General features: G+C 68.0%; 13 protein-coding genes and 1 tRNA gene. 10 read left to right on the top strand and 4 right to left on the bottom strand.

Translation table 11 applies throughout. The features are described 5' to 3' along the window. Window positions 1-99: 99 nt before the first annotated feature. From MFF07_RS04105 to MFF07_RS04145, 9 genes are all read left to right on the top strand, one after another. The gene (locus MFF07_RS04105) at window positions 100-2,469 is read left to right on the top strand and encodes an RNA degradosome polyphosphate kinase (RefSeq protein WP_147813649.1); all 2,370 of its coding nucleotides are present in this window, start codon (window positions 100-102) and stop codon (window positions 2,467-2,469) included. Between the two features lie 11 nt (window positions 2,470-2,480). After that, the gene (ppx, locus tag MFF07_RS04110; protein WP_147813651.1) at window positions 2,481-4,022 is read left to right on the top strand and encodes an exopolyphosphatase; all 1,542 of its coding nucleotides are present in this window, start codon (window positions 2,481-2,483) and stop codon (window positions 4,020-4,022) included. A gap of 401 nt (window positions 4,023-4,423) precedes the next feature. Beyond that, window positions 4,424-5,056 (top strand): septum site-determining protein MinC, encoded by a 633-nt coding sequence (gene minC, locus MFF07_RS04115; protein ID WP_238230828.1) that lies wholly within the window; start codon window positions 4,424-4,426, stop codon window positions 5,054-5,056. Window positions 5,057-5,103: 47 nt separating this feature from the next. Beyond that, complete coding sequence (minD, locus tag MFF07_RS04120) at window positions 5,104-5,919, top strand: septum site-determining protein MinD (RefSeq protein ID WP_147813655.1); 816 nt, start codon at window positions 5,104-5,106, stop codon at window positions 5,917-5,919. Then, window positions 5,916-6,185 (top strand): cell division topological specificity factor MinE, encoded by a 270-nt coding sequence (gene minE / locus MFF07_RS04125; RefSeq protein WP_147813657.1) that lies wholly within the window; start codon window positions 5,916-5,918, stop codon window positions 6,183-6,185. Before minD ends, minE begins: the two co-directional genes overlap by 4 nt. A gap of 98 nt (window positions 6,186-6,283) precedes the next feature. After that, window positions 6,284-6,610 carry a DUF167 domain-containing protein gene (locus MFF07_RS04130; protein ID WP_147813659.1) on the top strand — a complete coding sequence of 109 codons (327 nt, stop codon included), beginning with the start codon at window positions 6,284-6,286 and terminating at the stop codon, window positions 6,608-6,610. A 130-nt stretch (window positions 6,611-6,740) separates the two neighbouring features. Then, the gene (locus MFF07_RS04135) at window positions 6,741-7,169 is read left to right on the top strand and encodes an exopolysaccharide production protein YjbE (RefSeq protein WP_238230753.1); all 429 of its coding nucleotides are present in this window, start codon (window positions 6,741-6,743) and stop codon (window positions 7,167-7,169) included. A gap of 147 nt (window positions 7,170-7,316) precedes the next feature. Further along, window positions 7,317-7,393: transfer RNA gene (locus tag MFF07_RS04140), tRNA-Pro, on the top strand. 24 nt (window positions 7,394-7,417) lie between these two features. Next, the gene (locus MFF07_RS04145) at window positions 7,418-7,729 is read left to right on the top strand and encodes an ETC complex I subunit (protein WP_147813661.1); all 312 of its coding nucleotides are present in this window, start codon (window positions 7,418-7,420) and stop codon (window positions 7,727-7,729) included. A gap of 9 nt (window positions 7,730-7,738) precedes the next feature. On the opposite strand, the gene MFF07_RS04150 is transcribed toward MFF07_RS04145, so the two are convergent. The 4 genes from MFF07_RS04150 to MFF07_RS04165 form a co-directional block, all read right to left on the bottom strand. Continuing rightward, complete coding sequence (locus MFF07_RS04150) at window positions 7,739-8,203, bottom strand: nucleoside deaminase (RefSeq protein ID WP_147813663.1); 465 nt, start codon at window positions 8,201-8,203, stop codon at window positions 7,739-7,741. Between the two features lie 19 nt (window positions 8,204-8,222). Beyond that, window positions 8,223-9,290 (bottom strand): spore photoproduct lyase family protein, encoded by a 1,068-nt coding sequence (locus MFF07_RS04155; RefSeq protein WP_147813665.1) that lies wholly within the window; start codon window positions 9,288-9,290, stop codon window positions 8,223-8,225. An 11-nt stretch (window positions 9,291-9,301) separates the two neighbouring features. After that, window positions 9,302-10,150: an SHOCT domain-containing protein gene (locus tag MFF07_RS04160; protein ID WP_238230755.1), complete on the bottom strand. Its 849-nt coding sequence runs from the start codon at window positions 10,148-10,150 to the stop codon at window positions 9,302-9,304. 143 nt (window positions 10,151-10,293) lie between these two features. Beyond that, on the bottom strand, window positions 10,294-10,929 hold the full coding sequence (locus tag MFF07_RS04165; protein ID WP_147813669.1) for a hypothetical protein: 636 nt from the start codon (window positions 10,927-10,929) through the stop codon (window positions 10,294-10,296). A 394-nt stretch (window positions 10,930-11,323) separates the two neighbouring features. Here MFF07_RS04165 and glgX point away from each other — a divergent pair, with 394 nt between their 5' ends. After that, a complete protein-coding gene (glgX, locus tag MFF07_RS04170; protein WP_147813671.1) occupies window positions 11,324-13,603 on the top strand; it encodes a glycogen debranching protein GlgX in 2,280 nt (759 codons plus the stop codon). Window positions 13,604-13,645: the final 42 nt, after the last annotated feature.

Below are 13,645 nucleotides of genomic sequence, written 5' to 3' on the forward strand. Positions count from 1 at the left end.
CGGCGCAGCGGCATTGGCCGCTCTGTCGCAAAAACGTCATATGGCATAGCTCGGCCCGTGCTACGGCACCGCCCCGCGCGCAACTGAGGAGGCTGACCTTTGCCGGAGATGGAGTCGGACGTCACGGTGCAGGACGGCGAGGCGGTCGAGGCCGAGGAGACGACGCTCGCCACAGAGCGCGGCGTCCGCAGCGAGAGCGCCCGCGCCCGCACGGCCCGTGCCGCCCGCATCCTCGCCGCCGAGAAGGCCGCCGAGCCCGAGGCCGGCCCGACCGGCCAGAAGACGGGGGCTAAGGTCGACGAGGCCGCCCGCGAGCCGATCCTGGAGGCCGGCCGCCATCTGCGCCACTCGCCCGAGCGTTTCGTGAACCGCGAGCTATCCTGGCTGCAGTTCAACCGGCGTGTGCTGGAGGAGGCCTCCAACAAGAACCACCCGCTGCTGGAGCAGCTGCGCTTCCTCTCGATCTCGGCGGCCAACCTCGACGAGTTCTTCATGGTCCGCGTGGCGGGCCTGTACGATCAGGTCCGCGCCGGCATCACCACGCCCTCGCAGGACGGCCTCTCGCCCTCCGAACAGCTCGTGCGCGTCGGCGCCGAGGTCTCGCGGCTGGCCCTCGACCAGCAGGAGCGCTGGCGGGCGCTGCGTGGCGAATTGCTCGAAGTCGGCATCGAGCTCGTCGAGCCGGCGGGCTTGTCGGACGAGCATGGCGCCTGGCTCGACGACTACTTCCTGCAGCACATCCTGCCGGTGCTGACGCCGCTCGCGATCGACCCGGCCCATCCGTTTCCGTTCATTCCCAATCTCGGTTCGACCATCGCCCTGATGCTGGTGCGCCCGCGCGACGGCCGCACGCTCCGCGCGCTGATCCGCCTGCCCTCCATGCTCGACCGGTTCGTGCGCCTGCCCGACGCGACGGGGGACACGACGGCGCGCTTCATCGCCATCGAGCAGGTCATCGTGAAGTTCACGAACCGGCTGTTTCCCGGCTATTCCGTGAAGGGCCAGGGTGCCTTCCGGGTGGTGCGCGACTCCGATCTCGAAATCGAGGAGGAGGCCGAGGACCTCGTCCTGCATTTCGAGAGCGCGCTGAAGCAGCGCCGCCGCGGCGTCGTGATCCGCCTCGAAATCGAGGAGGGCATGACCGAGGACCTGCGCAGCTTCGTCATGGACGAGCTGGAGATCGCGCAGGACGGCGTGTTCCTCGTCGAAGGCACGCTGGCGCTCAACGAGCTCTCGCAGATCGTCGGGATCGACCGGCCGGACCTCAAGTTCAAGCCCTACAACGCCCGCTTCCCCGAGCGCATCCGCGAGAGCGGCGGCGATGTCTTCGCGGCGATCCGGCAGAAGGACTTCATCGTCCACCACCCCTACGAGACCTTCGACTCGGTGGTGCAGTTCCTGGCCCAGGCCGCCCGCGACCCGAACGTCGTCGCGATCAAGCAGACGCTCTACCGCACCTCCTCGAACTCGCCGATCGTCGCCGCCTTGGCCGAGGCGGCCGAGGCCGGCAAGTCGGTGACCGCACTGGTGGAATTGAAGGCCCGCTTCGACGAGGAGGCGAACATTCGCTGGGCGAAGGACCTCGAAAAGGCCGGCGCGCAGGTCGTGTTCGGCTTCATCGAGTTGAAGACGCACGCCAAGCTGTCGATGGTGGTGCGCCGCGAGGGTGAGAAGCTCGTCACCTACTGCCATATCGGCACCGGCAACTATCATCCGATCACCGCGCGCATCTACACCGACCTGTCCTTCTTCACGGCGGACCCGGCCATCGCCCGCGATGTCTCTCGCATCTTCAACTACATCACCGGCTATGCCGAGCCGGCGGAGCTCGAGCGCATGGCGGTCTCGCCGATGACGCTGAAGCCGCGCCTCCTCGAGCACATCGCGCAGGAGATCGCCCACGCCAAGGCCGGGCGCCCGGCGGCGATCTGGATCAAGTGCAACTCGCTGGTCGACCAGCAGATCATCGACGCGCTCTACGACGCCTCGACTGAAGGCGTGCAGATCGATTGCGTGGTGCGCGGCATCTGTTGCCTGCGTCCCGGCGTGCCCGGCCTGTCCGAGACCATCCGGGTCAAGTCGATCGTCGGGCGTTTCCTGGAGCACGGACGCATCTACGCCTTCGGCAACGGCGCCGGGCTGCCCCACCCCAAGGCGATCGTCTACATCTCGTCCGCCGACCTGATGCAGCGCAACCTCGACCGGCGCGTCGAGGCCCTGCTGCCGATCACCAATCCGACTGTGCACCAGCAGGTGCTCGACCAGATCATGCTGGCGAACCTCCTCGACAACCGGCAGAGCTGGCGTGTACTGGCATCGGGCGCAAGCGAGCGGATCCAGCCCGCCGAGGGCGAAGAGCCGTTCAACGCGCACAAGTATTTCATGACGAATCCGAGCCTGTCCGGGCGCGGCAAGTCGTCGAAGAAATCCAGCCCCCGCTCGTTGAGCCGTCGGGCTCAGCGTGCCTGAAAGGGTGACGCATGGGTCCGATTCGTTCTCACCTGACGCTCGCCCATTCCGCCGACATGCCCTTGCCCGACCGGCTCAAACCCGTTGCGATCATCGACATCGGGTCGAACTCGGTGCGGCTCGTCGCCTATGACGGGCTGACCCGTGCGCCGACGCCGCTCTACAACGAGAAGGTCCTTTGCGGTCTCGGCCGGGGCGTCTTCTCGACGCGGCGGCTGAGCGACGAGGCCGTGCGCCGCGCGCTCCATGCGCTCGGCCGGTTCCGGGTGCTCTGCGACACCATGAAGATCGGACGGATCTTCGTGCTCGCCACGGCCGCCGCGCGCGACGCCGAGAACGGCCCCGCCTTCATCAAGGCGGCCGAGGATATTCTCGGCCAGGGCATCGAGCTTCTGTCGGGCCGGCGCGAGGCCGAATTGTCGGCGCTCGGCATCGTCTCGGGCTTCAACGGGCCGGACGGCGTCGTCGGCGATCTCGGTGGCGGCTCCCTCGAACTCGTCGACGTGCGCGGCTCGACGGTGGGCCAGGGCGTGACCATGCCGCTCGGCGGCCTCGCCCTGCAGGATCTCTCCGGCGATTCCGCCAAGAAGGCCCGCAAGATCGCCCGCGAACATCTCAAGAAGGCCGAGCCTCAGCTCGAGATCATGCGCGGGCGCACCTTCTACGCGGTCGGCGGCACTTGGCGCGCCCTGGCCAAGCTGCACATGGCCGCCCGCGGCTATGACCTCCACGTCATGCACGGCTACAGCGTCGAGCCGCAGGACACGCTCGACTTCCTCGACATGGTCGAGAAGAACGAATCGAGCGCGTTGCAGGATGTGGAACTCGTGTCGGAGGCACGGCGGCCGCTGCTCGCCTACGGCGCGGTGGTGCTCGAAGAGATCATCAATGTCGGCCGGCCGCGCGAGGTCGCGATCTCGGCGCTCGGCGTCCGCGAGGGTTTGCTGTTCGAGCAGCTCGACCGCGAGACCCGGATGCTCGACCCGTTGATCGCCGGGGCGCAAGTGCTCAACGACCAGCGCGCGCGCTCTCCCGGCCACGGCGAGGAGCTGCGCGGCTGGACCGACCGCTTCATCGCGACCCTCGACGGGCCGGAGACCACCGAGGAGCGCCGGCTGCGCCACGCCGCCTGCCTCCTGTCGGACATCAACTGGCGGGCGCATCCGGATTACCGGGGCGAGCAGGGCCTGAACGTGATCGCCAACGCGGCCTTCACCGGGATCGACCACCCCGGCCGCGCCTATCTCGCGCTGACCGGATATTTTCGCCACGAGGGCATCGCGCCGGAGAAGGCGAGCCAGATGCTGCGCGATCTCGCCGGTCCCCGCCTGCTGGAGCGCGCCCGCCTGATCGCCGCCCTGCAGCGCGTCGCCTTCCCGGTCACAGCCGGCATGGCGGGCGTGCTCCAGCGGACACCGCTCGCCGTCGAGGACGGCAAGATCGTGCTCAGGCTTCCGGCCGAATGGCGCCCCCTCGACGGCGAACGCCTGCTCAACCGCGTGCGCGGCCTCGGCCGCGTGATCGGCCTCGACGGCCGGGTCGAAGTCGGCTGAGGCCGCCGGCGACTTCCCCTTGCCGGATGCCCGGGGCGCCGGCGGAAGGCGATCCGGCACCGGGGGCGATCGCGCCTCTCGAAAACCCCTCGATCACCGTCCGCGTCGGCGTCTCCCTGATTCGCACGATCACAGGATTGGGCGATCCCCGCAGGCCGGATGAAATCGCCTTAACGATTGTATCGCGCCGATCACGATCATCAAGCCACTGACGGTGAAGGATAATTTCCGAAACACGGCAATCCGGTGCCCGGACGTCACCCGGCAAAACTTGCCGACCGCCCGGAAAAATTAACCGCACGGTAACCATGGCGGCCGTGAATGGGGGGGTCGGTAAGGAAACGTTCACCCCCGTGACAAGCCCTGCTCCCACACTCCCCATCTTCGCCTGCCGCGGCCGCGTGTTTCGCGCGCTCGCCCTGGCGCCCCAAGCTCCGGTCGGCGACTGGCTCGCCCTCCTCGACGCCGCGCTGAAGCGCTCGCCCACCCTGTTCGCGGACAAGGGCGTGATCCTCGACGTGGCGGCGCTGGCCCCCGAGGCCTCCGCGCTCGAAGGCCTCGTCGCCGAGCTGTCGAGCCGCAGCATCCGCATCCTCGGCATCGAGGGCGCGGCCTGCGCGTCAGTCGGACTTCCTCCCTTCCTCGCCGGCGGCCGTCCGACGCTCGAGGGTGTGACGGTCACGATCGAGGCGGAAAAGCCTCCGGTCACCTCGCTCACCATTGAGGGCTCGGTGCGCTCCGGCCAGAGCATCTGTCATCCCGAGGGCGACGTGACCGTGATGGGCTCCGTCTCCTCCGGCGCCGAAATTCTCGCGGGCGGCTCCGTCCACGTCTACGGCGCGCTGCGCGGCCGGGTCATCGCGGGAGCCGCCAAGAACCCGCGCGCAAGAATCTACTGCCGGAAGTTCGAGCCCGAACTCCTCGGCATCGACCGCCTCGTCCGCACGGCCGAGGACATGGGCAGCCACCTGCGCGGCCAGGCTGTCCAGATCTGGCTCGACGGCGGCGCGATCAAGTTTGCGGCCCTCGCCTGAGCGGCACGCTTCGACGAACACGATTTGGCTTCAAGGGAAACGATGAGATGGCCAAGGTTCTCTGTGTGACATCCGGCAAGGGCGGCGTCGGCAAGACGACGACCACGGCCGCCCTCGGTGCAGCGCTGGCCCAGGCCGGCGAGAAGGTCTGCGTCGTCGATTTCGACGTCGGCCTGCGCAACCTCGACCTGATCATGGGCGCCGAGCGCCGGGTGGTCTACGACCTCATCAACGTCACCAACGGCGACGCCAAGCTCAACCAGGCGCTGATCCGCGACAAGCGGCTCGAGAACCTCTCGCTGCTGCCCGCTTCGCAGACCCGCGACAAGGATGCCCTGACCGACGAAGGCGTCGAGCGCGTCATCGCCGAGCTGCGCGAAAAGTTCGACTGGGTCGTCTGCGACAGCCCGGCCGGCATTGAGCGCGGCGCCCAGCTCGCCATGCGCCACGCCGACGTCGCGGTGGTCGTCACCAACCCGGAAGTCTCCTCGGTGCGCGATTCGGACCGGATCATCGGTCTCCTCGATTCCAAGACCGTGCGCGCCGAAAAGGGCGAGCAGATCGAGAAGCACCTGATCCTCACCCGCTTCGACCCGGCCCGGGCCGACCGCGGCGACATGCTCAAAGTCGACGACGTGCTCGAGATCCTCTCGATCCCGCTGCTGGCCATCATCCCCGAGAGCCTCGAAGTGCTCCGCGCCTCGAATGTCGGCTGCCCGGTGACGCTGAACAACCCGCTCTGCGCCCCGTCCCGCGCCTATATCGACGCCGTGCGCCGCCTGAAGGGTGAAACCGTTGCGATGGCGATCCCGTCCGACCGCAAGTCCCTGATCAACAAGCTGTTCACACGGAGGGCAGCATGAGCGTTCTCACCTTCCTCAAGCCCCGCGGCTCGGCCAACACCGCCCGCGAACGCCTACAGCTCATCATCGCGCACGAGCGGTCCGAGAACGGCCGTCCCGATCTGGTGATCACGCTGCGCGAAGAGATCCTGGCCGTCATCGCCAAGTACGTGAAGGTCGATGCCGACAAGGTCCAGATCAAGCTGGAGCGCGGCAAGGGCGTCTCGACGCTGGGCGTGGATATCGAGATCCCCGTCGACGCCACCCCGATGCGCGCCAGCGCCTGAGTGGTCTGCCAACTCCAGTCCGATGCCAGACGGCGATGGGGCCACCCATCGCCGTCGTTCGTTCAATGGTCCGGTGAGAGCCGCCGGACCGAAGCGCCATGACGCCCGACACGCCAGCCCCCTTCGCGATCGATGCCGACGGGCTGCGGCTTGCCGTGCGCCTGACGCCGAAGGCCGACCGCACGGCGCTCGGCCGCGTCGTCGTCGGCGCGGATGGCCGGGCCGCGCTGGGGCTCCGCGTCGCGGCGCCACCGGTGGAGGGTGCGGCCAATGCGGTCCTCGTCGCCTTCCTGGCCAAGAGCTTCGGCCTGCGAAAGGCCGACGTGACGATCCTTTCCGGCGCGACCTCCCGGCTCAAGCTGCTGCATCTCGCCGGTGACGGCGCCGGGCTCGCGGCGCGTCTCACGGCGCTCCTCGACCCCTGAGACCGAGGCGCCGCTCAAGATTTCCTGCGATATTCTGTCGCGATGCCGGAAGTATTTTCCAGCATAGACGTGTTCACGGCGGCCGCGCGACAGAATTGTCGCAGCCACCCTGTTCGGGCGGAACATCCGCATGGGGCTGCTGCTTTCTCCCGCGAACAACAACGCGGAGAAAAACGTGAAGAAATTTGTGATCGGTGCCAATCTCGCTGCCGCCGTACTGCTGTCCGCCTCTGCCGCCATCGCTGCGCCGTGCACCGCCGAGAAGGGAAAGAGCCCGGATCAGGCGACCAACGCGACGAGCTCGGACGTAGACAAGGGCAGCAAAAACATTGCCGGCGGTGCCCAGCCGGCCTCGCCGGGTACGGTCGGCGCCATGAACAATACCGGCGCGAACCAGGCGGCCCAGACCGCCGACAAGGGCGGCGAGAAGAGCGACAAGGCCGAAGCCGGTTCGAAGAACCTGGCCGGCGGCGAACAGCCTGCCTCGCCGGGCACCGTCGGCGCGATGAACGACACACCCGCCACCCAACATGCCGGCCACAAGGGCGACGATTGCTGATCCGCATCCGGCCCGTTTGACGATTCCGCCCGTCCGGCCGTGCCGGACGGGTTTTTCATGGGCTGGTTTTTCATGGGACGTTCGCGTCTGCCGCTGCTTGCCCCAGCGGAGGCAAAATCGTACGTCCGTCTCAGCGCGCGAGCGTGTCGGGGTGTAGCGCAGCCTGGTAGCGCATCTGGTTTGGGACCAGAGGGTCGTAGGTTCGAATCCTATCGCCCCGACCATTTTTTCCGGAGAGCCTCCGTCCGATGTCGAGCGCCCGCATCTTCCGCCCTTCGAAGGATGCCTCGCAGTCGGGGATGGCCCGCACCAAGCAGTGGCTGCTCGAATTCGACCGGACCAGCGCCCGCGAGGCCGACCCGCTGATGGGCTGGACCTCGTCGTCGGACATGCTGCAGCAGGTGCGTCTGGAATTCGACACGGCTGAGGAGGCCATCGCCTACGCCAAGCGCGAGGGCATCGCCTATCGGGTCGAGACCCCGCGGCCCCAGACCGTGCGCAAGGGCTTGTCCTACTCCGACAATTTCAAGTTCAACCGCACGGCGCCCTGGACGCACTGAGCGCGGTCTTCAGCTCCGATCCCGGCGCGCGGCCCAGTCCGCATAGGGCGCCGTCTCGCCCACGGGCGGCAGATGGCGCACCTGCATCGGTTGCTCGGCCGGCGGCAGGCACAGCTCCGCGTAGATCGTCGCGCTGCCCGCGCCGTGGGCTTCGGCTTCCTCCGCCGTGAAGGCGAAATAGGCCTCGCGGATGCCGGCGAGCCGCATCGCGGCGTGGCACATCGGGCAGGGCCGGCCGCTGGCGTAGACGATGCAGTCGTCGAGCACCGGCCGCCCGAGCACGCGGCCGGCCTCGCGCAGCGCCAGGGCTTCGGCATGGGCCGTCGGATCGTTGGTCGCGTGGACCTGGTTCGCCGCCCGCGCGATCACTCGGCCGTTTCGCACGATCACGGAGCCGTAGGCGGTACCACCCGCCGGTATGTTGTCGCGGGCGAGCGCGATGGCTTCGCGCAGGAACGTCTCGTGATCGCTCATCGAAAACTCCGGAAAAGAATCAGAAGGCGTAGCGCACCGTGCAATACGGCATCCGTTCCGCCAGCAGCGCCTTGAAGCGGGCGAGCCATTTCCCCTTCCAGCCGGTACGGTAGCGCAGGTTCTCGCCGCCGCCCTCGGAGCGCTTGGCCTCCTGGATGTCGGGCCGCCAGAGCAGGTCTTCCGCCCGCGGATGCCAGCCGAGGTTGACCGCGTGCAGGCCCGCATTGTGGGTCAGCAGGATGATCTCGCATTTGAGTTGCGCCTTGGCCGCGTCGGAGATGGTGCCGTCGATCTCGTCGAACAGCGCGCGCCAATCCGCCTCCCAGCCCTCGTAGAGGATCACCGGCGAGAAGTTCACGTGGACCTCGTAGCCCGCACGCAGAAAGTCATCGATCGCGGCGATGCGCTCGGCGATCGGGCTGGTGCGCACGTCCACGACCTTGGCGATCCGCGCCGGCATCAGCGAGAACCGGATCCGCGTCTTGCCCTGCGGCTCGTAGGCGAGCAGGTCGCGGTTCACCGCCTTCGTCGCGAACGAACCTTTTGCGTTCGGGATGGTGCGAAACAGCGCGACGAGGTCGCGGACATTGTCGCAGAGCATGGCGTCCACCGAGAGATCGCCGTTCTCGCCGAGATCGTAGACCCATAGCGCCGAATCGACCTGATCGGGCTCGGTCAGCGGCCCCTGTTTCTCGGCGTGGCGGCGGATGGCTTCACCGATGGCCTCGGTGTTGACGAACAGCGAGATCGGGTTCGCGAAACCCTTGCGGCGCGGCACGTAGCAATAGGCGCAGGCCATGGCGCAGCCGTTCGAGGTCGAGGGCGCGATGAAATGGGCGCTGCGCCCGTTGGGCCGCAGGGCGAGCCCCTTCTTCACGCCGACGACGAGCGTGGTGCGCTTGATGCGCAGCCAATCCTCGATCGCGCCCGCGTTGCCGTGGAGGGAAGGGATGTTCCAGTGCGAGGGCACGGCAATGCGCTCCACATCCGGAAAGCGCGCGAAGATCTCCCGCCCCCGGGCAAACTCCGCGACGGCGGGCTCGTGGTAGATCCTTTGAATGTCGACGAGGTCGCGCTGCGGGGTCATGCGGCGAACCGTCAGAGCCGCGCCAGCAACTCCGCCTTCTTCCCCGAGAACTCCTCGTCGGTGAGGATGCCTTTGCGGTGCAGCTCGGCCAGCCGCTCCAGGGTCGAGATCACGTCGGTCTGCGGGCTGGCCGATGTCGGTGCGGAAGCGGGCCGGGGACGTTCGGGCGGGCTGGCCTGGCTCGGCGCGTCGTCACGGCTCGGAGCGTAGGCCGGGCGTGGTTCGGGAGCCGGGGGAGGGGAGTATGACGGCGCCGTGCGCGCAGGCTCGTTCGGCTTCGGCTCGCTCTGTGCCTGCGTCTGGCCGACCGGCGTCAGGTCGTCGAGCGAGATCACCCCGTGCGGGCCGCTGAAGCGGACACGCGACGTGCCCGATTGCTGCTGCGAGGCGCCGGTGATGACGTGGTCGCCGGTGTCGTAGAGCGCGACCCGTCCGTCGGTCTCGACGGCGAGCCGGCGGCTGTCGGGAAACCAGGCGTAACGGGTCGAATTCTGCGACCCGACGCTCGAGGCCCGCCCGAGGCCCTCGGGCCACCAGTTGCCCGAAGACCCGCTCGACGACTGGCTCGTGGAGAAGCTCTGCGACCGGCGCGGCGCCAGCTCCGGCAGGGCGGCCGAGAGGTCGTCGCAGAGCGCGGTCACGCGGGCCTTCAGGCCGTGGTCGTTCATGCGGCCGACCATGACCATGCCGCCGGAGAACCACTGGCCCATGCCGCCGAATTCGGGATGATCGAACTGCGCCATGCGGCCGCCGCCGGACTCGAGCGCCTGCAGCATGTGCCGTACCGCCTCCGGGCTGACCCCATGCTTCTCCGCCAGAGCGCGCAGGCTCGCGGCGGTGTCGGAGGGGTCATCGGTCATGGCGCGATCCTGCTGGAAGTTGCCCCCTTATCGCGCCGATACGGCTCCGGTGGAACCGGGCTTGGTGTCTCTCGCGAAGCTCCGGGCCATCGGGAATGCTCGCCCTGGCCACGACCGTGCAGGGCAAGTTTCGTAGGAGGCGCTCAAGCGTGGCCCTGCGCCAAATCGATCAACCGCCGCGCCAGGGCGATCTGTCCGGCGGGTGCGGCCGGCGCGTCGCGGGTCACCGGATGCCAGGCGCCGTCGCGCCAGCTCATGGTGAGCGCCTCGACCACGGGCACGAGGGGCACCGGACGCTTGGCGAAATGCGCCCGCCGGATCGTCTCCGGCATCGAGCGCCAGGCCGCATCGGCCTGCGCCAGCCGGTCCTGCTCGCGGAGGGTCGCGAGCGACTGGCCGTTCTCGTCCCAGGCCTCGATCCCGCGCATGGCGGGACCGATCTTGTCCGTCCAGCGGAAGGCGCTGCCGACGCTCTGGGCGTAGCCGGCGCGGACCAGCGCGCGCATCGCAGCTTCGTAGGCGGCCGGCGGCGTGAAGGGGGTGCGCTCGGACGACAGGCGGTCATGGCCGCAGCCCAGGGTGAGGAACGAGCCCAGCACGGCCTGCAGCGCCGCGTCGCCGTCGATCCCGGCGGAAGCCAGCGCGCCCGGCATGGCTTCGGCATCCATGGTCAGGGCGTGGCGGCAGTACCAGTCCTCATCCGGCTTGTCGGCGCGGGGGACGGGGGCTGCGAGACCGAAGCCTTTCAGGACCCGCGTCGCCTCCTCGAAGGCTGGCATGGATTCATGGTAGTAAGTCGCGCCTTCGGCGCCCGGTCCGACCTCGTGGTCCGATCGCGTCAGATGGCAGGCGATGGCCGCCGCCAGCTCTCCGCACAGACGCCCCAGCGCGCTCCCCAACGCAACAACCGCCACCACGACCAACTCCGGCTCGCCGAACGCAACTCGGCGGGACCATAGCGGCGCGAAATGAATGAACGCTTAGGCATGGCGGCCACATGGCTGAGCGGAAAAGACGTGCGGGCGCGGTGGCTTGCTGCGCTGCAGCGGAATTCTGCCCGTCAACCCTGTCGGCCGCAGCATATTTTCGCGTTGCGGCGGAGCTTCACCGCAACGTGAGCGTTCCCACCTCGAATTCGGCCGCCCGCGTGTTGCGGCCGCCAGCGGAGACACCATGGCCGACGCCAAGAGCACCCAGACCGATGGACCCGCGAAGCCGCGCGTCACGCGCTCGCGCATCCGGGAGGGCTCGCCCCACCCGCGCGGCGCGACCTGGGACGGCCTCGGCGTCAACTTCGCCGTCTTCTCGGCCCATGCCACCAAGGTCGAACTCTGCCTGTTCGACGATGCCGGCGAGAAGGAGATCGAGCGGATCGACCTGCCCGAGTACACGGACGAGGTCTGGCACGGATACCTGCCCGACGCCCGCCCCGGCACGATCTACGGCTACCGCGTGCACGGCCCCTACGAGCCGAAGGCCGGCCACCGCTTCAACCACAACAAGCTGCTGATCGATCCCTACGCCAAGGGGCTCGTCGGCTCGATCACCTGGAATCCGGCCCTGTTCGGCTACCAGATGGAGACCGGCGACGACCTGACCTTCGACGATCGCGACAGCGGACCCTACACCCGCCGTTGTCAGGTGATCGATCCGGCCTTCACCTGGGGCCGCGACGTGAAGCCGAACGTGCCGTGGGAGAAGACGATCTTCTACGAGACCCACGTCAAGGGTTTCACCAAGCAGCACCCGGCCGTGCCGGAAAAACTTCGCGGCACCTATGCCGGCCTCGGCACCCCCGCCGTGCTCGACTACATCAAGAGCCTCGGCGTCACCTCGGTCGAGCTGCTGCCCGTCCATGCCTTCGTGCAGGACGACTACCTGCAGGAGAAGGGCCTCACGAACTATTGGGGCTACAACACGATCTCGTTCTTCACCCCCGCCCGGCGCTACGCGGCGGTGCCGGACTTCGCCTTCTCCGAGTTCAAGGAGATGGTCGCGCGCATGCACGGCGCCGGCCTCGAGGTGATCCTCGACGTGGTCTACAACCACACCGCGGAAGGTAACGAGAAGGGTCCGACGCTCTCCTTCAAGGGCATCGACAATTCCTCGTACTATCGGCTGATGCCGAAGGAGCCGCGCTACTACATCAACGACACCGGCACCGGTAACACCTTCAACCTGTCGCATCCGCGCGTGCTGCAGCTCGTCACGGATAGCTTGCGCTACTGGGCGACGGAAATGCGGGTCGACGGCTTCCGCTTCGACCTCGCCACCATTCTCGGCCGGGAACCGTACGGCTTCGACGAAGGCGGCGGCTTCTTGGACACCTGCCGTCAGGACCCGGTGCTGAACTCCGTGAAGCTCATCGCCGAACCTTGGGATTGCGGCCCCGGCGGCTATCAGGTCGGCGGCTTCCCGCCCGGCTGGGCCGAGTGGAACGACCGTTTTCGCGATGATGTCCGTGGCTACTGGAAGGGCGATGCGGGCCTGCTGCCGTCGCTCGCGTCCCGCATCACCGGCTCGGCCGACAAGTTCAACAAGCGCGGCCGCCGTCCCTGGGCCTCGGTCAACTTCATTTCGGCCCATGACGGCTTCACGCTGGCCGACACGGTTTCATACAACGAGAAGCACAACGAGGCGAACGGCGAGGGCAACCGCGACGGGCACGGCCACAACCTGTCCTACAATTTCGGCGTCGAAGGCCCGACCGACGATCCCGAGATCAAGGCCGTGCGGCTTCGCCAGATGCGCAACATGCTGGCGACGCTGTTTCTCTCCAAGGGCACGCCGATGCTGCTCGCCGGCGACGAGTTCGCCCGCTCGCAGAAGGGCAACAACAACGCCTATTGCCAGGACAACGAGGTTTCCTGGATGGACTGGGAGGCGATCGGTGCCGACGAGCGCGATCTCGCCGAGTTCACGCAGCGCCTGATCCTGCTGCGCAACGCCCTGCCGATGCTCTCGCGCGGCCGCTTCGTCACGGGCGCCTTCGACGAGGAATTCGGGGTCAAGGACGTCACCTGGCTGACGCCCGCCGGCACCGAAATGGCGCCGGAGAACTGGAACGACGGCAATTCGCGCTCTCTCGCGGTGCTCCTCGACGGCCGGGCCCAGGCCTCGGGCATCCATCGCCGCGGCGGGGACGCCACGCTGCTGCTGTTCTACAATTCCTATCACGACGTGGTCGACTTCACGCTGCCCGAGCTGAAGGGCGGCGTCGCCTGGACGCGTATCCTCGACACCAACCTGCCCGACAGCCAGGAGCTGGCGAGCTTCGGCATCGGCGACAGCTACACCGTCACCGGCCGCTCGATGCTGATGTTCGTGCTCAAACCCGAGGAGACGTCGGGTCCCGACAACTCCGAGATGGAGCGCTCCTACCAGCACGTCATGCAGGCCTTCGAGCGGGCGCATGTCGAGAGCGTGAGCTTCGGGCTCGACGGGGAAGCGTAGTCGCCGGCATTGCGCGCAGCGAAGTAATCCCGGGGCGGCTCG

The organism is Methylobacterium thuringiense, assembly GCF_022179645.1.
GTDB classification, from domain to species: domain Bacteria; phylum Pseudomonadota; class Alphaproteobacteria; order Rhizobiales; family Beijerinckiaceae; genus Methylobacterium; species Methylobacterium thuringiense.